This is a genomic window from Gardnerella sialicivorans subsp. sialicivorans (assembly GCF_056746795.1).
Window position 1 is genome coordinate 180,625 of the sequence record NZ_JBWPXA010000003.1, and the last position, 23,907, is coordinate 204,531.

At 42.1% G+C, this 23,907-nt stretch carries 21 protein-coding genes; 14 read left to right on the forward strand and 7 right to left on the reverse strand.

Features of this window, described 5'->3' with window-relative positions:
* Positions 1-12: 12 nt before the first annotated feature.
* Positions 13-1,638 (forward strand): DUF5719 family protein, encoded by a 1,626-nt coding sequence (locus AC1EKB_RS03005; protein ID WP_481248852.1) that lies wholly within the window; start codon positions 13-15, stop codon positions 1,636-1,638.
* 39 nt (positions 1,639-1,677) lie between these two features.
* Here AC1EKB_RS03005 and AC1EKB_RS03010 read toward each other — a convergent pair whose 3' ends face one another.
* On the reverse strand, positions 1,678-2,106 hold the full coding sequence (locus AC1EKB_RS03010; RefSeq protein WP_415693873.1) for a metallopeptidase family protein: 429 nt from the start codon (positions 2,104-2,106) through the stop codon (positions 1,678-1,680).
* 118 nt (positions 2,107-2,224) lie between these two features.
* Here AC1EKB_RS03010 and AC1EKB_RS03015 point away from each other — a divergent pair, with 118 nt between their 5' ends.
* Both AC1EKB_RS03015 and AC1EKB_RS03020 read left to right on the forward strand, forming a co-directional pair.
* Positions 2,225-3,037, forward strand: coding sequence for an HAD-IIB family hydrolase (locus tag AC1EKB_RS03015; protein WP_481248810.1), 813 nt, complete (start codon positions 2,225-2,227; stop codon positions 3,035-3,037).
* Between the two features lie 77 nt (positions 3,038-3,114).
* Positions 3,115-3,852 carry a ComF family protein gene (locus AC1EKB_RS03020; protein ID WP_481248811.1) on the forward strand — a complete coding sequence of 246 codons (738 nt, stop codon included), beginning with the start codon at positions 3,115-3,117 and terminating at the stop codon, positions 3,850-3,852.
* Between the two features lie 67 nt (positions 3,853-3,919).
* Here AC1EKB_RS03020 and AC1EKB_RS03025 read toward each other — a convergent pair whose 3' ends face one another.
* Genes AC1EKB_RS03025 through glgB form a run of 3 tightly spaced genes read right to left on the reverse strand, consistent with a single transcriptional unit; the run spans position 3,920 to position 8,090 of the window.
* Complete coding sequence (locus AC1EKB_RS03025) at positions 3,920-4,969, reverse strand: sensor histidine kinase (RefSeq protein WP_409256831.1); 1,050 nt, start codon at positions 4,967-4,969, stop codon at positions 3,920-3,922.
* A gap of 58 nt (positions 4,970-5,027) precedes the next feature.
* Positions 5,028-5,777: a response regulator transcription factor gene (locus AC1EKB_RS03030; RefSeq protein WP_481248812.1), complete on the reverse strand. Its 750-nt coding sequence runs from the start codon at positions 5,775-5,777 to the stop codon at positions 5,028-5,030.
* Positions 5,778-5,819: 42 nt separating this feature from the next.
* On the reverse strand, positions 5,820-8,090 hold the full coding sequence (glgB, locus tag AC1EKB_RS03035; RefSeq protein ID WP_481248813.1) for a 1,4-alpha-glucan branching protein GlgB: 2,271 nt from the start codon (positions 8,088-8,090) through the stop codon (positions 5,820-5,822).
* A gap of 146 nt (positions 8,091-8,236) precedes the next feature.
* Between glgB and AC1EKB_RS03040 the strand changes: the two genes are divergently transcribed.
* From AC1EKB_RS03040 to AC1EKB_RS03090, 11 genes are all read left to right on the forward strand, one after another.
* Positions 8,237-8,833 (forward strand): CarD family transcriptional regulator, encoded by a 597-nt coding sequence (locus AC1EKB_RS03040; RefSeq protein ID WP_415693888.1) that lies wholly within the window; start codon positions 8,237-8,239, stop codon positions 8,831-8,833.
* A 57-nt stretch (positions 8,834-8,890) separates the two neighbouring features.
* The gene (miaA, locus tag AC1EKB_RS03045; RefSeq protein WP_481248814.1) at positions 8,891-9,874 is read left to right on the forward strand and encodes a tRNA (adenosine(37)-N6)-dimethylallyltransferase MiaA; all 984 of its coding nucleotides are present in this window, start codon (positions 8,891-8,893) and stop codon (positions 9,872-9,874) included.
* 143 nt (positions 9,875-10,017) lie between these two features.
* Positions 10,018-10,977: a cation diffusion facilitator family transporter gene (locus AC1EKB_RS03050; RefSeq protein WP_481248815.1), complete on the forward strand. Its 960-nt coding sequence runs from the start codon at positions 10,018-10,020 to the stop codon at positions 10,975-10,977.
* A gap of 81 nt (positions 10,978-11,058) precedes the next feature.
* The gene (locus AC1EKB_RS03055; RefSeq protein WP_481248816.1) at positions 11,059-12,036 is read left to right on the forward strand and encodes a TrmH family RNA methyltransferase; all 978 of its coding nucleotides are present in this window, start codon (positions 11,059-11,061) and stop codon (positions 12,034-12,036) included.
* A 53-nt stretch (positions 12,037-12,089) separates the two neighbouring features.
* Complete coding sequence (gene pheS / locus AC1EKB_RS03060) at positions 12,090-13,157, forward strand: phenylalanine--tRNA ligase subunit alpha (RefSeq protein ID WP_032815474.1); 1,068 nt, start codon at positions 12,090-12,092, stop codon at positions 13,155-13,157.
* 3 nt (positions 13,158-13,160) lie between these two features.
* Entirely contained in the window at positions 13,161-15,779 is a 2,619-nt protein-coding gene (pheT, locus tag AC1EKB_RS03065) for a phenylalanine--tRNA ligase subunit beta (protein WP_481248817.1), read from the forward strand.
* A 240-nt stretch (positions 15,780-16,019) separates the two neighbouring features.
* Positions 16,020-16,562 (forward strand): arginine repressor, encoded by a 543-nt coding sequence (locus AC1EKB_RS03070; RefSeq protein ID WP_016636269.1) that lies wholly within the window; start codon positions 16,020-16,022, stop codon positions 16,560-16,562.
* A 127-nt stretch (positions 16,563-16,689) separates the two neighbouring features.
* A complete protein-coding gene (locus AC1EKB_RS03075; protein WP_481248818.1) occupies positions 16,690-17,568 on the forward strand; it encodes an exodeoxyribonuclease III in 879 nt (292 codons plus the stop codon).
* A gap of 69 nt (positions 17,569-17,637) precedes the next feature.
* Positions 17,638-18,474, forward strand: a complete 837-nt coding sequence (locus tag AC1EKB_RS03080; RefSeq protein WP_415693945.1) for a DUF3710 domain-containing protein — start codon at positions 17,638-17,640, stop codon at positions 18,472-18,474.
* Positions 18,475-18,543: 69 nt separating this feature from the next.
* Positions 18,544-19,317, forward strand: coding sequence for a DUF3159 domain-containing protein (locus AC1EKB_RS03085; protein ID WP_415693944.1), 774 nt, complete (start codon positions 18,544-18,546; stop codon positions 19,315-19,317).
* 10 nt (positions 19,318-19,327) lie between these two features.
* Positions 19,328-20,734 carry a class I SAM-dependent RNA methyltransferase gene (locus tag AC1EKB_RS03090; protein ID WP_481248819.1) on the forward strand — a complete coding sequence of 469 codons (1,407 nt, stop codon included), beginning with the start codon at positions 19,328-19,330 and terminating at the stop codon, positions 20,732-20,734.
* A gap of 417 nt (positions 20,735-21,151) precedes the next feature.
* Here AC1EKB_RS03090 and AC1EKB_RS03095 read toward each other — a convergent pair whose 3' ends face one another.
* From AC1EKB_RS03095 to AC1EKB_RS03105, 3 genes are read right to left on the reverse strand one after another with little or no spacing between them, the layout of a single operon-like run.
* Positions 21,152-22,561 carry an ABC transporter ATP-binding protein gene (locus AC1EKB_RS03095; protein ID WP_116440699.1) on the reverse strand — a complete coding sequence of 470 codons (1,410 nt, stop codon included), beginning with the start codon at positions 22,559-22,561 and terminating at the stop codon, positions 21,152-21,154.
* On the reverse strand, positions 22,558-23,292 hold the full coding sequence (locus AC1EKB_RS03100) for an energy-coupling factor transporter transmembrane component T (RefSeq protein WP_116440700.1): 735 nt from the start codon (positions 23,290-23,292) through the stop codon (positions 22,558-22,560). The genes AC1EKB_RS03095 and AC1EKB_RS03100 overlap by 4 nt, the downstream gene beginning before the upstream one ends.
* Positions 23,292-23,876 (reverse strand): MptD family putative ECF transporter S component, encoded by a 585-nt coding sequence (locus tag AC1EKB_RS03105; RefSeq protein WP_116440701.1) that lies wholly within the window; start codon positions 23,874-23,876, stop codon positions 23,292-23,294. The genes AC1EKB_RS03100 and AC1EKB_RS03105 overlap by 1 nt, the downstream gene beginning before the upstream one ends.
* Positions 23,877-23,907: the final 31 nt, after the last annotated feature.

Sequence of the window (23,907 nt, forward strand, 5' to 3'; positions counted from 1 at the left end):
GCAGGTAGATTAATGAAGTCAAATACGAATTCTAAAAATAGTCATCGTCATGCACAAGATGCTGCTTCAATTAGCGCTTCTGTTCGTTTTAGAAGATTCAAACTGTGGTCTTTGTCTATTTTAAGCGCAACAATACTGGTTTCTTGCGCTGTTGTTGCGTCTTGCATATGCCCACTAAAACAGCTAACAGATGACCCTATTTTTCCTATTGGAAGCGTGGAAAAGCGTGTTAGTTCTACAAATTTGCAAACAGTTTGCCCTAGCAGAATAGCTCTACCGGATTTAGCAAAATATGGCGATAGCGAGTTTCAAGAATCCGAAGGAGACTTAAAGTCAATATCGAAATATGCATCTTTTGGAAGCGTTTACAAGTCCACTCTTAATGGCGTAAAATATGCTGGCGATTCTAAAGATTTAGTTAACAAATCTTTTAACAATCCTTCTAGTTCTTCTAGTGATCCTAGTGATTCAAGTGAAAGCCAAAATAGAGCTTATTTTGCAGAAAGTAATGTAGATAAAGACGCTCAAGTTTTGGAAAGTAGTCTTTTAAGTGCGCAATCTGGAACTGGGTCTGCTGCATCTGTTGCATCTTGGGCTACAAACGGCGACTTAAAAGGCTTATCTGCCACTTCTTGCGTATCTCCTTCAATGCGCCAAAACTTTATTATTCCAAAAATAGCTGAAGGCGTTTCTGTAAGATTAAACTCTGTTAATCTTTCGTCTAAGCCTACAGTTGTAAGCGTTAAAGCGTGGTCAACTAATAAATCGGGAGCGCAGCTAAATCTTTCTACAGGAAGCACTTTTACTGTTCCAGCGCATAGTGACGCTTACTTTAACATTTCTGCAGCTGCAGCAAAGTCGGATGGTCTTTATATTCAAGTTTTAAGTGAGCAAGCTCCAGTTTCGTCGTTTGTTAAGTTTATTCGTTCATCCGGTCTTGTTTCTAAAGGCGTGGATGTTATTTCTCCGCAAGAATCAGCATCTTTAGAGCCTGTTTTGCCAGGTGTTATTGAGGGTGATCAAGCTAAAGCTTATATTTGGTCTAATAAAAGCGGAAAAGTCGATTTGTATTGGCTCGATGATTTTGGAAAAAAGAGCATAAAGCAAGTAGATTTTAGTGCAAGACAGATTCAAGTTGTTGATTTACAAGAAGTACCTAAGGGCGTTGGGGCGATTTTTGCTCAAAGTAACGTTCCGATTTTTGTTATGGCTTCTGTTGAAAGAAGTGGCAAAGATGGTCAAAGCGATATTGCTTTTGTTAATTCAGTTCGTTCTATTACAAATAGTGCACTTGTTTCCCCATTTTCTGCAGACGAAGCTTCGCTACATATTGCAAATGGATCTGTTGATAATGCAAATGTAAAGCTTAGTGCTTACGATTCTTCTGGCTTAAAAGTAGCGTCTAAAACTATTGAAGTTAAGTCTTATACTGTTTCAACAATTTTAGCGAAAGATATTAATCCTAAAGCTGTTATGTTTACTCTTAAGTCTAAATCTGGAGTTTCGTTTGCGTCTAGAATTCAGTCAAAAGCAGTAAACGACGCTGGTTTTGCAAGCGTTGCGTGGCTTCCTTCTAAGTCGCTTGACCCTAATAGCATAAGTGTTAAAGTTCGCTCAAATCCTTCGATTGTAAAGTAGACTTAGGGCTTTTAGGTTGCTATTTACAATCCCCAATATTTACAATCCCCAATCCGGATCGATTTCTTCTGGTCTTCTTCCGTACAATTCTGCTAAACGTTGCACTATCTCGTCTCTAATCGCGTATTGAAGCTCCGCTCTGCTAGTAACGTGTGTGCATAGTGGAAGCCTGTATAAAACTACTCTTTGTGGTATTCCTTTAGATGCAGGAAAAGCTTGAGACATTATTCTTTTATTGCTTTCCCACAAAACGGGCTGGCTTGGAGGAACATCTTCTACAGCAAATTGAACGTCTTTTATAAGATTTGACCAAGCACTGTTAAGTCTTCTAATTTGAGCTGCTACCATTGAATCGAACATTCCGCTGGCTGTTCTGTATCTAGGAAGTCGCGTGCCAAACATTGGCGCACGCATACCGCGTCCGTGGCGGTTTCTATATCTTTTTTGTTCCCATACTAAAGACGTCATACACTTAACTTTATTTGTACGCTAGGGCATTTGATTAATGTGCAAACACAAAACGGTGTAGTAAATATGTTGATAATATGGAATACTTGAATTGCACAGTTTGTACAGGAGGAAATCGTTGGAGCCAAATATTCATGAGTACAATGAGCAGGGGCTTTGTGAGCGTCTTGCTTTGTGTTCACTTATTGGTTTTGACTTAGACAACACTCTTGCATGTTCTAAAAAGCCTATGATTAGTCCAATGTGCAAGGTTTTTGGCGATTTAATCAATAAAATGCCAATTGCGCTAATTACTGGTGGAGACTTGCGACTTGTTAAAAGTCAAGTTCTAAGCGTCTTGCCTGCTTCTACGAATTTAGACAATTTTCACATTATGCCAACTAATGGAACAAGCTATTATCGAATTGTTGGTGGCAATCTTAAATGTGTGTATTCTCACACGATTTCCGTAAAAGACGCAAATCGCATTATTTGTGTTGTTAAAGATTGCGCTAAAAAAATGGGATTGCTAAAAAGCAGTGGAGACAAAGACCTTTGGGGTAGTCAAATAGAAAATCGTGGCACTCAAATCACTTTTTCTGCACTAGGTCAGCTTGCTCCAATCGAACTTAAAAAGAATTGGGATCCTAGTGGCAAGCTAAAGGAACAGCTAGCTGAACAAATTGCTAAAGATTTGCCCGACTTTTCTGTTCGAGCTGGTGGAGAGACAAGTGTTGATATTGTTTGCAAAGGAAACAATAAAGCATATGCTCTTGATTCTCTTTGTAAGATTTGCGACATTTCGCTAAAATCTGTTGCTTTTGTGGGAGATCGCATGTACAAAGGCGGTAACGATTACCCAACTTCTTTAACAGGAGCGCTTGCGATTTGCGTAAAAAACCCTAATAATACTTTTGAATTGTGCTCTAGGCTATTGGAAAGTCTTAATTAAAGTCTTAAGTAAAAAGCCTTTAACCACATTGCTCTAATTTTATTGTTATTTGTTTTTAGTGTTGCTATCGTCTTTTTATGATTTACAAAAACCTTAACAAAAGCAAACAAAATCGGCTTATTTCCAACGTTTCTTGGGTAAATGTGCTTAATACTATTCTTAATCTTGCTTTTCCAATTTGCTGCGCTGGCTGCTCAATGGAAGATTGCGTGCTTTGCAACGAATGCAAATCAAAGTTTAGTAAATGGCATAGAGACCCGTTTAGTGGCGTATTTTGCAAAAACATCTATTCTTGTGCAACATACGGATGGGCTGTAAGAAGGTGTATTTTGCAATGGAAAGATCATGGAAACCAACTTTTAGATAAGCCTTTTTCGGACTTGCTTTTTAGCTTGATTATTAGTGTTGTTGGAAGCTCAAGCAAAGTGGCCATTATTCCAGTTCCTTCGTCTTTTGCATCTAAAAGAAAGCGCGGCAGAAGTCATATGGATCCAATAGCTAAAAATGTTGTTAAAAGTCTTAAAAAACAAGGCATTGATGCTACTTTTGTTAAAGCAATTAAAATGATTAATGTAAGGGGAAAGTCGGTTCAACTAAGTGGGAGTAGGCAAAGGTCTTTGCGCACGTCTAAAGGTTTATTGGTGGATGCAAGTGGCATTAAAAACGGGTACAAAGTGATTATTATAGACGACATTATTACTACGGGGTCTACGCTAAAAAACTGTGTTAAAGAGCTAAATAAAAGCGGTGTTGCTGTTTTTGCGTGTTTTGCGCTGGCTGGAGTGTGGTCTAAAGAAAGCGTTTTATACTCTTAGATTTGCGTGTTTAAGGATTTTGCGTGTTTAGCTTGTATGTTTAGCTCTTAAAGCTCGCGCGACTTTGCTATTCGCTATATGTAAGCGGCAATGTTATCTCAAAATTAACTCCGCGCTTATCGTCTACAACTCTAACGTTTCCGTGATGAAGCAGCGCAGCCCATCTTGCAATAGAAAGTCCTAATCCAGTTCCGCCAGACTCTGTTCCTATTCCTTGATTTCCCTTAACAAATCTGCGGAAAATGTCTGCTCGATTTTCTTCAGGAATTTGCGTTCCAAAATTAATAACATTGCAAACTAAAATATTTTTTTCGTGATTCGACTTAGCGCTTATAAGAATCTTAGTGTTGTCTGCAGAATGTTTGATTGCGTTAGATACTACGTTTGTAAACAATTGAGATAGGCGATTTTTGTCTCCAACAAGCATAATGTTGTTCTCAATATTAAGACTTATGCTGTGATTGTGACCCGCGTCTGCGATTTTTACCGTTTCTACAATGTTGTTAATAAAGTCTTTAAAGTCAAAGCTTGTAATAACAAGGCTCTCTGCGCCTGCTTCTACTCTAGATAAGTCAAGAAGAAAAGTAATTAAATCAGCTAATTTATGTGTTTGATTTACTATTGCTTCCATATTGGAAGGCGTTGGCTCTACAACGCCATCTGCAAGGTTTTCTACCATTGCCTGCAAAGCGCTAACAGGCGTTCTAAGCTCGTGGCTAACGTTTGCTATAAGGTCTCGGCGCATATTGTCTGCGTGCTCTAGTTCTTCTGCCATCTCGTTAAAAGCAAGAGTGAGCTTTCCAACTTCGTCTTTTCTGCTTTCGATCTGAACACGTACAGAATAGTCGCCATCTGCCATAGTCTCTGCAGCATCGCGCATTTGTCTAAGTGGGGAAGTTAATCCTCTAGAAAATGCGTATGTTATTCCTAATGCAACTGCAAGAGTTAGTGGCATTGCAATCCAACCACTTAATCCAACTTTTAGTAAAAACCATGCCATAACAAATGCTATAGCTGTTGCAAAAACAATAATCGCAGACAATTCGCCTTTTAATGACGTAAAAAATCCTATTGCGCTTTTAGGATGAGGCAGTGGATTCTTTAGAGTGTTCTTCATCGAATTTTTTAATGAACTCTTTAGTAGATTGCTATTTTTTATGTTCTTATGATCTTTGCTATTTTTGAGAATCAAATTTTGGCTCATAATCTTCTTTAGGTGGCTCAAAAGCGTAGCCTACTCCATGTATTGTGCGAATCCAATCAGATCCAATCTTATGTCTTAAAGATTTAACGTGGGAATCAACTGTGCGCGTTCCCGAAGCATCTGGCCAATCCCAAACTTTTTCTAAAAGCGTTTCTCTTTTTAACACTTCGTGAGGGTGATTTGCAAAAGTCGTAAGTAAAGAAAACTCTGTAGGCGTAAAGTGGATTGCTTTTTCGCCAATCGTAACAAGTCTTTGCTTTGTGTCAATAATCAAGTTTCCAAACTTAATTAAAGTGTTGTATTGTTCTCTTTTTGCTATTATTGCAGCACGCTCAACTCTTCTTAAAAGCGCACCGCATCTTGCAATAAGCTCTCTAGGGGAGAATGGCTTTGTAACGTAGTCGTCTGCTCCTGCGCTTAGTCCAGCCAATTTATCTGCTTCTGAGTCTCTTGCTGTAAGCATAAGAACAGGAATCGGGCATTTAGATACTATTCTTCGCGTTGCTTCTATGCCATCCATAACAGGAAGCATAATATCCATGATTATAAGGTCTGGTTTTAAGCTTAACGCTGCTTTAACGGCAGACACTCCATCGCAAACAACTCTAGCTTTCCAACCTCTAGCAGCAATTCTTTGCGCTATAGCTGTAGCTAAATCTGGCTCGTCTTCTACAACAAGAATTGTTCGAGGAGCACTTGTTTGTGATGGAGTGTCCAACATTTTACCTAGTTTAGATTCCTTTTTAGCTATTTAATCATTACCTTAATCTAGTGGCTTAAGGAATACAGCTCCAAGTGCTGGAACAGTAATCCTCGCAGAATATGGCCTAGAATGATACTCTTCGGCTGCAGCAGTAAATGTGCCGTTGTGAATATCGGATCCGCAATACTTAGCGTCGTCGGTAGTAAGAATCTCTTGCCACTTTCCGCCCTTAGGCAATGCCACTTGGTAATCTTGCCATGCTTGACCAGAGAAGTTAACAACAACAACGATTTCTTCGCCGTTGTCTCCGATTCGCATGTAGCTTAATGTGTTGTGGTCGGAATCGTCGCTAGTAAGCCACTGGAATCCGTCTGGCGTAAAGTCTTGGCTCCAGAATGCCCTAGAGCTCTTATACAAAGCATTAAGATCTGCAACCAGCTTTTGAACTCCTTGATGGAATGGCCATTGAAGCTCGTGCCAATTAAGCGAATTGTTGAAGTTCCATTCGCAAGACTGGCCGATTTCTCCGCCCATAAACAGAAGATTCTTTCCTGGGTGAGACCATTGATACGCCAAGAGCGCTCGAAGGCCAGCAAACTGTTGCCATTCGTCTCCAGGCATCTTTCCAAGAAGAGATCCCTTGCCATACACAACTTCATCGTGGCTAAGTGGCAACACATAATGCTCGGAATACGCGTAAACCATAGAGAATGTGATTTCGTTGTGATGCCAACGGCGATTAATTGGCTCTTCTTTAAGGTATTGCAAAGTGTCGTGCATCCAGCCCATGTTCCACTTTAAGCCAAAGCCTAAGCCACCCATGTCTGTAGGAGCAGTAACGCCTTGGTATGCGGTGGACTCTTCTGCAATCATCATAATTCCAGGATTATTCTTGTATGCAGTAGCGTTCGCTTCCTTAATAAAGTCAATAGCTTCAAGGTTTTCGCGTCCGCCATACATGTTTGGACGCCATTGGCCAGCTTCGCGGCTGTAATCCAAGTAGAGCATAGAAGACACGGCATCTACTCGCAAAGCGTCAACGTGATACTCGCTAAGCCAGAAGCACGCGTTAGCAACCAAGAAGTTACGAACCTCGTGTCTGCCAAAGTTAAATATGTACGTTCCCCAATCTGGGTGCTCACCGCGGAGTGGATCTGGGTCTTCGTAAAGCGCAGTGCCGTCGAATCTGCCCAAAGCAAAGTCATCCTTAGGGAAGTGTGCTGGAACCCAATCCATAATCACACCAATTCCAGCCTTGTGGAGCTTGTTTACTAAGTACTTAAAGTCGTCTGGACTTCCAAGTCTGGAATCAACAGCGTAATAGCCAGTAACTTGATATCCCCAAGATCCCGAGAATGGATATTGTGTAAGAGGCATAAACTCAACGTGAGTAAAGCCTTCTTGCTGAACGTAGTCAACCAAGTGATCTGCAAGCTCGCGATAATTGTCGTAATCGCGATTCCAGCTATTTGCTTGAACTTCGTAAATGCTAACAGGGCCATCATGCGCATTCGTCTTTGCGCGATGCTCAAGCCACTCGTTATCGTGCCACTTAAAGTCGGAGTCAACAACAACAGAACCAGTGTTAGGTGGAACTTCGTGCGAGCGCTCCATTGGGTCTGCCTTCATAATCCAGTTTCCAGCTTGAGTCATAATCTCAAACTTGTAAACCTCGCCTGCGCCTACTCCTGGAATAAAAAGCTCCCAAATGCCACTAGAGCCAAGCGAACGCATTGCGTGACGGCGGCCATTCCAATAGTTAAAGTTGCCAACAACTCTTACAGCGCGAGCGTTTGGGGCCCACACAGTAAAGGATGTTCCAGTAACTTTTTTAACCATTTTGCCTGTTTCTGGGCTTACAAGACCCCAAGAATCAGTAATGCTTTTAACATGAGCGCCTAAAGCTTCCCAAAGTCTTTCGTGCCTGCCTTCGCCAAACAGGTACATGTCCATATCGCCGATTTGAGGCAAGTAGCGGTACGGATCGTCGTCTACGGACTCGGTGCCGTCTACTTCTACAGTGCGTATGCGGTAGCTAGGAACAGACCATTCTTTGCTTTTAGCGTGCTTAGTTGCAGGAATAGTGGCAACAAAAATGCCATTGTATTCGTGCTGAGCTTCGTATTCGCCGCTCTTAGTGAGAATTGTTACTTTCTTGGCCATTGGTCGTAAAACGCGAACAGTGGCAGTACCAGCGCCTTTGCCAGTTCCGAGATGTCCACCAAGGACCTCGTGCGGATTGTAATATTCTGCGTTGCTCACCGCAGCAAGCACGTCTTGACGAACGGCCACTGCGATTGCATCTTCATTGATGTTAGATACTGTACTCATGTTGTCTATCATACAACATTATTTGTGTATGTCTTGTGTGTTTTGAGTAAAGTTTGACTAATAAGTCAAAAAAATAATTTAGAAGCATTCAAGTCTTTGCCTTATGGGAAACTGAAATGAGTTTTTCTGTGCATACGGAGGGTTCTGTGGGTTATCAAGTCGGCGATATGGTCGTCTATCCTCGTCATGGTGCGGCTAGAGTCGAGGAAATTAGTGAACGTACTGTTAAGGGTGTTACTAGGCAATATTTGCGCTTAGTCGTATTGTCTTCAGATGGTTTAGAGATTAACGTTCCAGTAGATAATGTTAAAAAAGTTGGCGTTAGAGACATTGTTGGCGCCAAAGAAGTTGCTAAAGTTTTTGAGATTTTGCGTACGCCAATCATTGAAAAAGAGATGAATTGGTCTAGAAGATACAAGCTTAACGTTGAGAAAATTGCTACTGGCGATGTTAATAAGATTGCGGAAGTTGTTCGCGATTTGTCGCAGCGAGATGTTGATGAACATGGACTTTCTGCTGGAGAAAAGCGCATGCTTGCTCGCGCCCGCAGTATTCTTATCTCGGAAATCGCATTATCGGAAAAGATTGACGAGACTCAAGCAGAACGTTTGCTTAATGTGAATCTTGGATACGCAGATCCCTTGCCAGGAGACGAAGACCACCATACTTATGCTCCAGAAGAAGCAGCTGCAGATACTCTTAGATTGCTTGCGGAAAAGTCTAAAAAAGCTAAAAAGAAGTAAGTTTATTTTTATTAGCTTAAATTTTATTAGCTTAAATTTGCTACGTAGGAGCGCATTGTGTGCAAACCGCCGAAAGTGATTTCGATTGTAGGGCCAACAGCATCTGGCAAAACGAGTCTTGGTATTGCAATTGCAAAGAAATTTGCTGAACGCGGTGTAAAAGCGGAAATCATAAACGCAGACGCATATCAAATGTACCGTTACATGGATATTGGTACAGCAAAAGCTACTAAAGAAGAGCAAAGCGAGATTAAGCATCATTTAATAGATGTTATTGACCCGCAAGAGGCAATGAGCGTTGCAAAGTTTCAAACGCTTGCACGCCAATGCATACGTGATTTGCAAGAAAAAGGCATTCGCCCGATTCTTGTTGGAGGATCTGGCCTATATGCTCGCGCTGCCGTAGACGATATAACTTTTCCTGGCACAAATCCTGATGTTCGCAAAGCTTTGGAAGAGCGCGAAAAATCGCAAGGAGCAATGGCGCTTTTTGAAGAATTGCAAAAGTTAGACCCCGTTGCAGCTAAAAATATGGATCCAAGAAATTCGCGCCGAACAATTCGCGCGCTAGAAGTTATTGAGCTAACAGGTAAGCCGTATTCTGCAACTTTGCCAAAATACAAGTATTTGATTGATTGCGTGCAAATCGGATTGGACTTAAGCAGAGAAGATTTGGATGCGCGAGTGGATCTTCGCACAAAAATGATGCGCGAGCAGGGTTTTGTAAACGAAGTTAAGGCGATTCGCTCAAAGCTTGGTGTTACTGCTAGCAGGGCTTTGGGGTACAAGCAGATAATGGACTATTTAGACGGCTTGTGTAGTGAAGACGAAGCATTTGACGATATTGCGCAAAAAACTAGGCGACTTGCGCGCAAGCAAATGGGCTGGTTTGGAAGAGACTCGCGTATTCATTGGATTAATGCTTTGAAGCCAAATGTTGTTGACGATGCTATGGAAATAATCGACGCGGCGGATAATGGCAATTTCAAAGATGATTTGATTGCTGAATCAACTTCTCATCATCTTGGTGAATTGCAATGAGAATACTAAAAAGTGGCAACAAAGTGTGTACAAATTGCACACAATGTGCGCTAAATGTATATAAAAGCGTATATCAAAAATGAATATCAAAAGTGAATATTAAAAGTGAATATTAAAAGTGAATATTAAAATAGGAGATTTTTGTGCATAATCATTTAGAAAATTCAGGCGCTAATGCCGCTTCTGTTAAAGACGCTATTAGCGCAAGTCACGCGCATCAGCATAAGCTTTCACTAACGCTAGCGCTAACGTCAATTGTGTTTTTGGCAGAAGTAATCGGCTCTATTTTAACTAATTCGATTTCTTTGCTAATTGATGCAGGTCATATGCTAACGGATATTTCCGTTTTAGCTGCATCTACGGTTACTGCGATTTTAATGCGCAAAAAGCCTAACGCAAAGCGCACTTGGGGGTGGGCAAGACTAGAGGTGATTACTGCTGCAGCTGGCGCTCTTGTGCTTCTTTTTGTAGGCGTTTATGCGATTGTGGAGTCGGGAATGCGTCTTTTTGGCGCAAGTCATAATGAAATCCACAGTGTAAATCAGCTGCTTTTCTTTGGTATTCTGGGTCTTCTTGCAAATATTGCTTCGCTTATAATCCTAGTTTCTCAATCTAAAGACAATATGAATATGCGAGCAGCGTTTTTGGAAGTTATGAACGATGCTTTAGGCTCTGTAGCAGTAGTTGTTTCTGCATTGGTTATGATAGCTACAAATTGGAGCGGTTTCGACGCTGTAGCTGGCGGAGTTATAGCGATTTTGATGATTCCGCGAGCGTTGCACTTGCTTAAAAATGCTGTAAAAGTTTTGCTTGAGCAAACTCCAGAAGGATTAGATATAGAAAAAGTTCGAGACCATCTTGAACATGTTCCGCATGTTCTTGCTGTTCACGATTTGCACGCAAGCACAGTTTCTACAGGAATGCCTATTTTTATGGCTCATGTTGTTGTTGAGCGCGATTTAACAATGGGGCAGTGTGCGGATATTTTGAGCCAGCTTCAAGATTGTTTGCGCGAGCATTTTCCAGTTTCTGTTTCGCACACAACATTCCAGTTGGAGCCAAAGGGCTATACTACTCAAAGTTCGTCGGAGCATCACGAGTAGTTTTGTTGAGTAGTTTTGTTGAGTAGTTTTGTATTGTAACAGTTAAGCGTGTTGTAAATACGTATAAAGTAGAGTGATATTATGCCGTTAAAAGAGTTAATAGACAACGCGCATAGCGATCGTGTTAAGCGCATTTGTGCAATAAGTCGCGCAAAATCGCGAGGGGATGGGCGCTTTTTAGTTGAAGGACCGCAAAGCGTTAGTGAAGCTGTAAGGTACGCGCATAAGTCGATTTTAGACATTTATGTTTTGCAAGATGCTGTTAATAGTGGCAGTAATCGTAGATATAGTAGCGTCAGTAGTGGTGGCCCTATAGAAGTAATCGCTAAAATCGTTGACGAATCATTAAAAAATAATTGCTATGTGCACCCTGCAACAGCAGAAGTTATGCGCAAAATCAGCACGGATTGCCAAGGGATTGTTGCGCTTTGTGATTCTAAGGTTTTAGACGAAGAATTTAGTAAAGAATTTAATAAGATTAGTGAGGCTAATAAAGCTGGGCTAGAGAGCGGCGATGATGCTAAATCTTGCAAAAACAAAAACATATTAATTGCATCTTGTTGGCAAGTAAGAGACCCAGGCAACGCTGGCGCGATTATTCGCGTTGCAGACGTAGCTGGATGCAATGCTGTTGTTTTTGTTGACGATTGCGTAAGTCGATTTAACTCAAAGCTTGTTCGATCTAGTGCAGGATCGTTATTCCACTTGCCAGTAGTAAAAATGAGCGAAAACGAATGGTTTGATTGGGCAAAAAATGCAAAAATCAAAGTGATTGCTGCAGATATTTACGGCACGGAAAATAAAAAGCCAAAGTCGTTTGCGCGTGTTTTAGATTCGTTTAGAAATGAGTCTAATATCGCCGATAATGTCACCTCTAATGTCGCAATATTATTTGGAAACGAAGCCAGAGGATTGCCGCAAGAAGTCTTAAATAAAGTAGACGAAATATCGGTAATACCAATCTACGGAAAAGCAGAATCAATGAACTTAGCAACCAGTGCAGCGGTAATGCTAATGGGCTTGGCTATGTCTAGTCATGAGCGAAAAATGGGGATTTGAGACGTTTTTTGAATGCTTCACAAAAGTACGCATACACGGATAGGAAGGGTGCTGTGGCAAAGAGTCAGCCATTTGACGCAAAGTCAATTACAAAGGTAGTAAAAGAGGGCATTGCTTGTGTTCAAGCCGCTAAAACAATGGAAGATTTAAAAGCGGCAAAAACTAAGTATGCTGGCGCTCAGTCTGCAATGACACTTGCTAGCAAAGCTATTGGAAGTCTTCCAGTAGAAGAAAAGAAAGAAGCTGGCAAAGTAATGTCTGCTTTGCGTGCTGATTTTGGTAGGGAATTTGCGGCGGCTCAAGAGCGTATTAAAGCTCAAGAAGAAGCAAACATGCTTCAAAAAGAAACAGTCGATATGACTTTGCCAATAAATCGTAAGCCGCTTGGCGCTCGCCATCCGATTGCGCGTATTATTGAAGATTTTGAAGACTTTTTTGTGTCTATGGGTTGGCAGATTTCTGCAGGTCCAGAGGTGGAAACAGAGTGGTTTGATTTTGACGCGTTGAACTTTGGTCCAGATCATCCTGCTCGCCAAATGCAAGACACTTTCTACGTGCAAGGAAATCAGGCGAAGGATGCTGCAGGATTTGTTGGATCTAACATGGTTTTGCGTACGCAAACTTCCTCCGACCAGGTTCGCGCGCTAATTGAGCGAGGCGTTCCTCTGTACATTGCATCCCCAGGTCGCGTGTTCCGCACGGATGAGCTTGATGCAACGCATACGCCAGTCTTCCATCAATGCGAAGCTTTGGCTGTAGATAAGCACTTAAGCATGGCAGATTTAAAGGGTGTGCTTGATCGCCTTGCTGTTGCAATGTTTGGCCCAGATGCAAAAAGCCGTTTGCGCCCAAGCTACTTCCCGTTCACGGAGCCTAGCGCGGAGTTGGATCTTTGGTTCCCAGATAAAAAGGGTGGCCCAGGTTGGATTGAATGGGGCGGATGCGGAATGGTTAACCCGAACGTTCTTAAGTCTGCAGGCTTAGACCCAGATGTTTATACGGGATTTGCTTTCGGTGTTGGTTTGGAGCGCACTTTGCTGCTTCGTCACGATATTAACGATATGCACGATTTAGTTGAAGGCGATAAGCGCTTCGCAGAACAGTTTGTGATGGGAGAGTAACTCATGCCAATGGTAGATATTGACTGGCTTAAAGATCATGTTGAAGTGCCAGAAGGTTTGACTTATGATCAGCTTGCTAAAGATTTGGTGCGAGTTGGCTTAGAAGAAGAAGAGATTCACGATTCTCAAGTTACAGGTCCTATTGTTGTAGGCTACGTTGTTGATGCTACTCCAGAGCCGCAAAAAAACGGCAAGGTTATTAATTGGTGCCATGTTGATGTTGGAGATAAGTACAACGAGGTAGACGAAAATGGCAATAAGGTTCCTCGTGGAATTATTTGTGGCGCTCCAAATATGGCTGCTGGAGAAAAGGTTGTTGTAACTCTTCCTGGCGCTGTTTTGCCTGGCGATTTTAAGATTGAGCCTCGCAAAACTTACGGCCACATTTCTAATGGAATGTGCGCGTCCGAGCGCGAGCTTGGTTTGGGAGATAGTCACGATGGCATTATTTTGCTTCGCGAATATGGATTCTCTAAAGCAGAATATGAGGCGTTAAAGCCTGGAGATGACGCAATGTCGCTTCTTCACTTAAACAAGCCTTTGCTAGAGATTAACATCACTCCTGATCGCGGATACGCGTTCTCGTACAGGGGTGTTGCGCGCGAATATCACCATTCAACTGGTGCTGCATACACGGATCCTGTAGTGGAACTTAATAATAAGGCAAGTCAAGTTTCTGTTGAAAACGCGTCTACAGATATTGAAGTTAGCATTGAAGATACAAACCCTATTCATGGTGTTGTTGGATGTGATCGATACTACGCGCGTGTAGTTAGAAACTTTAATCCAGATTCTGCAAGCCCTAATTGGATGCGTAGGCGTTTAACTCGCGCTGGAATGCGTGGAATATCTCTTGCAGTAGACGTTACAAATTACGTAATGCTTGACTTGGGTCAGCCTCTTCACGCTTATGATTTAGATAAGATTGAAGGTCCTATTGTTGTTCGCCGCGCTAAAGCTGGAGAGCATTTAACAACTTTAGATGGCAAAGATAGAGAGCTTAACGTTGAGGACTTGCTTATTTGCGATTCTCCAAAGGGAAATCACGGTTCGCGTGTTCTTGGACTTGCTGGTGTAATGGGCGGAATGTATGGAGAAGTAACAAGCGAAACAAAGAATATTCTTGTTGAAGCTGCACACTTTGATCCCGTTTCTATTGCGCGTACAGCTCGTAGACACAAGCTTCCAACCGAGGCTTCTCGCCGCTTTGAGCGCGGAGTAGATACTCAGCTTCAGCCTGCAGCTACACAAATGGCTGTTACAATGCTTAGCGAGTTTGGTTCTGGAGAGCCTTCTAATACGCCTACAGACGTAAACAATACTGTTGATAGAAACGTTATTGTTTTCAAAGCTAGCGAGGTAGAGCGCGTTTCTGGATTAAGCATTGATTTGAACCGCATTAGCGATATTCTTACAGATATTGGTTGCTCGGTTGCTGGCGGCGGAAATGGTTCGTTCTCTGTTTTGCCTCCAACTTGGCGCCCAGACTTGAATGATCCATGCGATTTGGTTGAAGAAATCGCGCGCTTGGTTGGCTACGATGAAATTCCTGTTAAGGTTCCAGCTGTTCCTGTTACTGGCAAAACTGGTTTAACGCAGGAACAAGCAACTCGTAGAGCTATTGCTTATGAGCTTGCAGAAATGGGCTTAGTTGAATCTTTGAGCTACCCGTTTGTTGGTAAGGAAGATTTTGATTCTTTCCGCGAAGACGTTGATTCTGTTGCTGAAGTTAGCGTAAAAATCGCAAATCCTTTGGCTGGCGATCGTCCTTGGCTTCGCAGGAATGTTCTTACCACTTTAGCTGGAACGGTTCGCAGAAATATTCGCCGCGGCTTGAGCAATGTTTCGCTTTATGAGCTTGGCCACGTGTATTTTGCAGATCCTAATGCTCCTGCAATTCCTGCTTTGCCTGGCTCGGTTCGCCCTACGGATGCTCAGCTTGCAGCTTTGGATGCAGGTTTGCCTAAGCAGCCTTTGCATGTTGCAGCGCTTTTTACTGGCAAAGCAGAAGAAACTGGCTGGCTTGGTACGCATCGAGACGTTGATTACAGCGATGCTCTAGAAGCTGTTCAGCGTTTAGGAAAGCGCATTGGCGTTGATTTTAAGATTCTTCAGCTTAGTGCAAACGATGCTCCTGCTTCTTGGCATCCAGGCCGTACTGCCAAAGTGTTTGTTGCTGTTGATGGCGGTGACGATGTTGAAATTGGCATTGTTGGTGAGCTTCACCCTAGCGTGAATGAGAATTTGGATTTGCCAAAGCATTCTGCAGCATTCGAGCTTGATTTGAGCGCATTGTTTAATGCTATGCAAGTTAAGCCTGTTCAAGCAAAGCCTGTTTCTACATTCCCACCTGTTAAGCAGGACTTTGCGTTTGTTGCTCCTTCTTCTTTGAGTGCTAGCGACTTAGAGAAAGCTATTGTTAAAGCTTCTGGCGATTTGCTTGAGTCTATAGAGTTGTTCGATGTTTATGAAGGTGAGCAGCTTTCAGATGGTTTGCGCTCTCTTGCTTATTCTGTGACTTTTAGAGCTGCAGATCGTACGCTTTCTGGAGAAGAAATGGAAGCGGTTCGAGAAGCAATTACAAAAGCTGCTAAAGATTTGCATGCAACTTTGCGCGTGTAAAATCGTGAATTAGCTTTTGATTAATGCGGCTGAATAACTATCTTTAGTTGTTTGGCCGCATTTTTTATTGTATTTTATTGTGATTTTTATTCAGTATATTCGTTATATCCAATATGCAGATATTAATAAATATCAATAAATATTAGTAAATATTGGCCAATCTTGGTAAATATACGGAAAGTTATGCATATATACATGTATATTAGATTGGAATAGTTTTTTTAGAAAGGTTTGTCAGCTATGGTTCATGCAAAGAAGAATTTTGGGAATTTTGATGATAATGACTCTGCTGGCAAGCAACGTCCTGCAACCAAGGCTGCACGATTAAACGCGATTGAGCAGGCGCTTTTAAGCGAGGTTATTACTTCTCAATCGCAGCTTGCTTCTGTTTTGGCTCGTAATGGTTTTGATGTTACTCAAGCAACTCTGAGTCGCGATTTAGACGAGATAAATGCTGTTAAAATTCGTCTTACAGATGGCAGAATTGCGTACGTCTTGGGAGATGGCACTGGCAACCGTCACGCAATGGATACGGTTAGGATTGATCAGCAAGTTGCAAGAACTCTTTCTGGTCTTATTACAGAAGTTGGATTTGCTAATAATATTGTTGTGATTCACACTCCTTCGGGTGCTGCTCAATATGTTGCTAGTGTTATTGATAGACAGCCGTTAAAGGGGATTTTAGGTTCGGTTGCTGGCGATGATACCGTGCTTATGGTTTGTGTTTCTAACGAAGAAGCGGAAAATCGTGCAAATTGGATGCTTTCTGTTGCGTCACGGTAGTTGAAAATCTGTAGCAAGTGGCGCGCAAAGATACAATTATTGATATAAATATACAATTATTCGTTATTTTGTAATATGCATTTGTAATATTCATTTGTAATATGCATATTCGATTAGAGTGGATTTTATGATTACTATTGCAACTTCAAACTTGAATGGTATTCGCGCTGCCGAGCGCAAGGGGATGCTTGATTGGGTGCAAAATCACACTCCAGATGTGTGGTGTATGCAAGAGGTTCGCGCTCCGCAAGATGCGATTGACCCGATTATGAGCAAAATCAAGGATTTGTATGCGTCTAAAAGTGGTGAATCTGTGCAAGATGAATCTGTGCAAAATGACAAGCAATTTTGCGTTACGAACCAAATCTGCAAGGTAAAAGGCCGTGCTGGAGTAGCGCTTGTAACATCTTTGCCAGTTGTAGAGCAGCGTTACGGTTTGCCTGGTTTAAGCGAAGACGTGGATTCTGGCCGCTGGATAGAAACCGACGTTCATACGCCTGAAGGGTATGATATTACTGTTGCGTGCGTGTATGTTCACGCTGGAAATGTTGACGATCCGCAGAAAATGCATCAAAAATTCCGCTTTTTAGACACTATGCTTACGCGATTAGGGGAGCTTAGAGATATTGCTGCAAGTGGCGGAAATCAGGCGATTTTGTGTGGTGATTTTAATATTGCTCACACTCCTCTAGACATTAAAAACGCTAAAGCGAATGAGAAAAGTGCTGGATTTTTGCCAGAGGAGCGCGCGTATATTGACCGCTGGATTAACGAATACGAGTTTGTAGACGTTATGCGAATGCTTGCTGGCAATATTCAAGGACCATACACGTGGTGGAGTCAGCGCGGCAAAGCTTTTGATAACAATGTTGGATGGCGTTTAGACTATCAATTTGCTACTCCAGAGCTTGCGGAAACTGCTTGCGGATTCGTGATTGATCGCGCTCCAAGCTACGATTCGCGCTGGTCGGATCATGCTGCGCTAAGCATAAGATACAATGTGTGATTTTGCTTTGCTTGTGGTAATCTTGTGAAGTTGAGTAAAAGTGGCATTGGCCGTTAGAAAAGAGGAATTATGGGATGGTTTAAGTCGAAGCGCAAGGCTAAAGCTGATAGTAAAAATGCTGGAAATCTTGCGGATTTGCAATCCCAAAATTCGGCCTTAAACGAGCTTATTGAAGGCGGATACAGCGCAGACACGTATTTGGGTCGAGGAAATCTTAGAGGACCTTGGGATATTGCAGACGAAAAGGTTCCTGATTTAAGTACGTACATTGACTTTGGGTCTATTCGCATTCTGTATTTGCAAGGAATAGAGTTGCGCGTAAAAAAGCAACGCGAGTCTAACCAAGTTCTTGGCATAACAGTTACGTATAAGTCTTCTAGCGTAGAAGTTGAGGCGTTTGCGGCTCCTAAAACAGAAGGAATTTGGAGCGAAGTTCGCGCGGATTTGCTTAAGGGAAATGCTGATGCCAGGGAAGTGAATGGCGTTTTTGGCAAAGAGATTATATTGCCAGTTAAAGTGGAAGATAAAACTGTAGATACGCGAATTGTTGGAGTGGATGGCCCGCGTTGGATGCTTCGCGGAGTCTTTTCTGGTGTAGCTGCTGGCGATTCTTCGGTTGCTGGCGATTCAAAAAAGGCGAGTGATGAAGCAGTTTTGCTTAATAAGTGGTTTAGTGACATTGTTGTAGATCGCGGAAGTGAGCCATTAGCACCAAGAGATATGATTCCAATGCATGATGTTTCGGTTCCTAGAGATTCTGGCGATGGTGATTCTGATAATGTTGATTCTAACAATGGTGATTCTGGCGAAATTCCAGGCCGTCCAAAGGGTCCGCTTGGCGCAGATCAGCAAGTAGAAGTCAAAACTACGCTAACTCGCGGCCCAATGTTCTCCGAAGTTCGTTAGTAAAATAAAACAGTAAAAGTCGAATAGTAAAAGTCGAACGGTAAAAGTCAGGCAGCAAAGGATATTGTCTTGGAAAAAAACGCGCGCAACAAAAAACGCTCAGGATTAGCCTCTTTAGCTTCCATTGGATCCGATGGAAAAGCGTTTTCTGTTATTGACTCCATTGGCGGAGTTCGAGGCGTAATCGAATCCATGCTGCCAGGTTTGTTGTTTGTTATTTGCTTTGTTGTAACGCGGAACGTACAAACAACAGTTATTGCGTCTGCAGCTCTTGCAGTTTTGCAAGTGGTGGCGCGACTTATTCAACGCCAGTCGATTATGGGTGCGCTAAGTGGGCTTGTTTCCGTTGGAATCTGCCTTATTTGGGTGTGGACGAGTCATCAAGCGCGCGACTACTACATGATGGGCTTTATTACAAACGCTGTGTACGGTGTGCTTCTTGCGATTTCGCTGATTGCGCGCGTGCCAGCGCTTGGGCTTGTGATTGAGTCGATTCGCAAAATGCCTACGGAAAATTTTGGCGCGTGGCTGCACGAATGGCTTGATTATAAGCCACTTAAGCGCGCGTACATGTATGTTACTGGATTATGGATTGGCGTTTTTGCGCTGCGACTCGTTTTACAAGTGCCATTATATTTGACAAATCACGTTGTGTGGCTTGGCACTGTTCGATTGCTTATGGGATTGCCGTTCTGGGCGCTCGCGATTTGGGTTTCTTACTTGATTATTGCAACGCCGTTTATGCGTCTTCATCATAAAAATCGCGAAGAAAATTATCGCGAAGAAAAGCAGGTTGATGAAAAACAGATTAGCGAAAAGCAAAGTGAAGAGAAGCAAAACTAAGGGGTAGTACATGCAAGTGACGATGCGAATCGAGAGATATGCGGATCAAGGCAGATGCATAGGTCATCTTGACGGACGCGTTGTATTCGTGCGATTTGCGCTGCCTGGTGAGCTGGTTGTTGTGCGCATGGACGAGCCGATGCGTGCAAAAGCGCACTTTTTTACTGGCGAAGTTGTAGAAGTTTTGGAGCCTAGCGCGGATCGTGTGGAGCCGCAATGGAAGCTCGCTGGTCCTTTGGCTCAGGGCGGCGGAGTTGGAGGAGTGGATTTAATTCACGTTTCTTTGCCTGGTCAGATTCGTTGGAAGGCTTCCGTAATTGCCAATCAATTCCAGCGCTTAGCGCATATGGATGTTTTAGATAATGATGTTAACGTTGAGCGCATTCCAGGGGACGAGGAGCTTAACGGATTTAATTGGCGTACGCGCATGGAGTTGGTTGCGGATGATGAAGGCCGATTATCTATGCGTAAGCGCGAGTCGCATGATCGCATTGCGATTGATACTATGCCACTTGCGTCGCGCGCGGTTTTAGCAGTTGCGGATTCTTTGGACTTGTGGAATCGTTCTTTCTCGCCAAATGCGCAAATTCGTCTTGCTGTTCCAGAGCCTCGGGTTGAGGGTTTGGATTTTAATGACAAGGCTGCGCTTCTTGATGCGATTGGCGAAAATTATGCGCTTATAGTAAATGATGAGTTGGTTGCAGGATCGGCATTGTTGCGCGAGCGCGTGCGCGTTGCGGCTGCTGGCGATTCATCGCGTGCGCGTACTTTTGATTACGATGTTGACGCGCGCGGTTTTTGGCAGATTCATCGCTCAGCTCCAGAGCATTTGGCGAGTTACGTTTTGGGATTAGTCCGTTCTGCGCTTGGTGGGCGTAGTAAGAATACGGTTTTGTGGGATTTGTATTCTGGATCTGGTTTGTTTACGATTCCGCTTGCGACTTTGGCTAATGTTGGCGGAGCTTTATCTAGTTCTGCTGGCGATTCTGGTTCTGCAGAGCCAGCGCGCGTGCTTAGTATTGAGGGTGCACCGATTGCTGTAAAGAATGCAAGGCGAAACATTGGGCGCGCGGGTCTTAGCAGAGATATTGTTGAAGCTTTGCAAGGCGATGTTGCGCAAACGCTTGAATCGCAGGTGTTTAAGGCGAGTAAGTCGTCTAAGATTGTTCGCCGATTTGCGCATCCTGATGTTGTTGTGTTAGATCCTCCGCGCGCTGGTGCTAAAGCTCAAGTTTGTAAGCAGATTGCGAAGTCTGGAGCAAGAGCTGTTGTGTATGTTGCTTGCGATCCGACTAGTCTTGCTCGCGATGTTGGCACGTTTAGGGAGCTTGGCTACAGCGTTCAGTCTTTGCGTGCGTTCGACATATATCCCAACACTCACCACGTTGAGACTGTCGTATTGATGTCAAGGGCTTAATAGGTGGGTGCAATTTTGCCCTTGTGTAGCAAGGCTTAGCGAGTGCTATCGTTAAAAGGTTTAATGCGAAGCGGCTTTAAGCTGGGTTCTCGCGGTTTTTGAGCGTGATTTGGCTGTATGAGGAAACATGTCTACGGTCTGGGGTCGAGTGCACAGGATGTTAACGTTAAAAAGTGCACCCACTTTGCACCCACCTTGTGAAGTGGGGAAATGTTAATTAAGCACGATTCATGCACAGTATGATTAAATAATAGTTGAATCGTATGTGTCAACAAGGCACGCAACTTTAGAACAATTTTGATTTGCTTCGGAAAAGAAACGAGTTCATCTGCGTTTATATTCATTCATACTCCCTTTTGGTGAGGTCATAGTATGTGGTTCAAGATAAATAAATTCTATGCATTTCGAGAGCTAACTTTACATATGAATCAATCTTGTGCAACATGCATGTATGAGTTCACTATCGTGAGTTACTACAACAATTGTTGTATTCATTGACTTAAGTTTTGATAGTAGCTGTGCTAGTTCTTGCATATGCGCATAGTCTAATCCGCTCGTCGGTTCGTCTAACGTTAGAATTTTTCTACCTGTTGCCAGCGCGCATGCAATTGCTAATCGCTGTTTTTGCCCACCCGATAGACTCTGCGGATGACGGTGTGCCAAAAAGTCCAAATCAAATTGTCGTAATATATTCATCGCAACATCGTTCTTATTTTTGCTGCGCTTAGGCAAACTAATTAAAACTTCATCTAAAACGCTTTCTGTAAACAGCTGGTTGCCTGTATTTTGCATCACCATAAAACATAATTTTTTACGTTCTCGATTACTTACAATTCTATCCTCGTATTTAAAAATACCTTTGCAACTTTTTTCTAAACCGCAAAAACAATTGAGAAAACTGGTTTTGCCAGCTCCATTTTTTCCTACAATTGCTGTAATTTGATTACGCGCAATAGCGAGCGATTTAATATTGACTATTTTCTTCTTTACGTCATGATACGCAAAGTTGAAATTTTTTAATGCGATTATCTGATCGTCTTGTGTGACAGATGGCATTTTATTAATTTGTATGGGTGATTCCATAAGTCGCGTTCTCAGTCCCATTTTTTGCAAATCTAGGTCATTGAGCGTATTTTTTTGTTCGGATTTAATATCTTTAACGATCTCACCTTGTTTCATAACCACTAGGCGATCCATAATGTCCCAAAGATAAGCTATTCGATGCTCAGCTACAACAATTGTTCTTCCTTGTTTTTTCCAATGCAAAATCAACTTTTTAAGCATCAACGTTGAGTCGTAATCTAAATTTGCTGAAGGTTCATCTAACAAAATTATGTTTAATCCTGCTACTTCAATTGACGCACAAGCTATTTTTTGCTTTTCGCCGTCAGATAGATGAAAAATATTGCGATCCATCAAATTTTCCATGTGCAAATCAGCAACTGTTGTATCAATACGCTGATAAATATCAGATTTTGGTAGTCCTTGATTTTCACACGCAAACGCTAGTTCACTCGTTGTATCAACATTATAAAATTGTGACTTAGGATTTTGAAAAACTGTGCCTACAACACGTGCTAAATCATATAATTCATTATTCTTAAAAGATCGACCGTTTAATAATATATCGCCTTTTACATTTCCTTGATAGAAGCGTGGAATTAAACCATTTATCAGCCGTAACAGCGTTGTTTTACCACAACCCGAAGGCCCGGTTATCAAAATTAATTCGCCATCTTCTATGCGCAAGTTAATATCATTTAATTCACTTGTATGCTGGTCATCTTCAGTTCCATAATGGAAATAAACATGCCTAAATTCGATCATACGATTACTCCTAAGCTAAACAACAACCAAAAACATATGACCGACAAAGAAATGAGTAATAAAAACCAATCTTGTATTCGAAAACCAATTTGGCAAATATTGGTTCGCTTGATAGGGGAGCCTAATCCTCGAATTAACGCTGCTGCCGATAGTTCTTCGCCAATACGTACACTCGAACTAATCATAGGAATTAATTGGTACTCTAATATTTTTCCAATACCAACTGCTCCTATATGAATTTCACGCATATTCATAGCGCGACAAATTGATTTCCATTCTGTTGCAATCGTTGGAAACATTCTAAGCATAACTGACATTGGCACAATAATGGCTTGCGGCATATGTATTTTTTCCATTGCTGCAATAAATTCACTCACTGAAGTTGTTGCTATTACATATTCACCCATTGCAACTGTTACAACAAGACGAGTAAAAATATATCCGCACATTAAAGCGATAGGTTTTAGCATACTAGGTAGATATGGTATTGCTAAAAGACAGCTATATCCAATTACAAGCATCATGCTTACATGGAAAAATTTTTTCCATCTTTGTTCGATCAAAAGCAGCGCAAAGGGAATAATTGATAATGCAAATCTTACATAATGCAAACGCATACCACCCACGCCACCCATTACGAATATTGCTAATAGCAAAACAAGGACTATTTTTACGCGTGGATCTAGAAAACTGCGTTTGTTCTTTTGCGCTGCTAGAGATGAATATGCCATTAAACAAGACCAGCTTTTTCAAAATGCTTTTTCAAAACTTTCTGACCAAACAGGCCGCCTAAAATACCGCAGATAAAGCATGCAATTAGCAGAACGAACGCCATCCAATTTGGTAGGAGCTGAGCAACAGCCTCGGCATAAGCTTTACCAAAGCTTGCACGTTGTGCAAAATATTGTTCGCGATCAAGAAACAGTGACATATAGTTGCCATACATCCACAGGCTAAAAAATCCATATGTCAAAACAGCTTTTTTAGCACTGGCATAGTTGCCACTTTTGAACACAATTTCTGCAATCAAACCTGCAATCGCACTTGTTAACAACGACCACATTCCCATGCCCGTGAGCACCATCAATAGACCCATAATGATTGCCATAATAAAAATCATTCCTGGCTTTTTAACTTTGGTCAAAAAGAGCATAAAAGGAATACCGCCTATAATTGGCACTAATACCGCAAGGAGCGGCAAAAAGACGGGTACTATCCCAAGCATTGATATTACACATACAATAACAAAATAAATGGCTCCAAATATACCAATGTTTATCAGGTCATGACCACTTAATTTAGTTGCGCGTTCCATAACAAATTCCTCCTTTTTCTATCATGTGCGT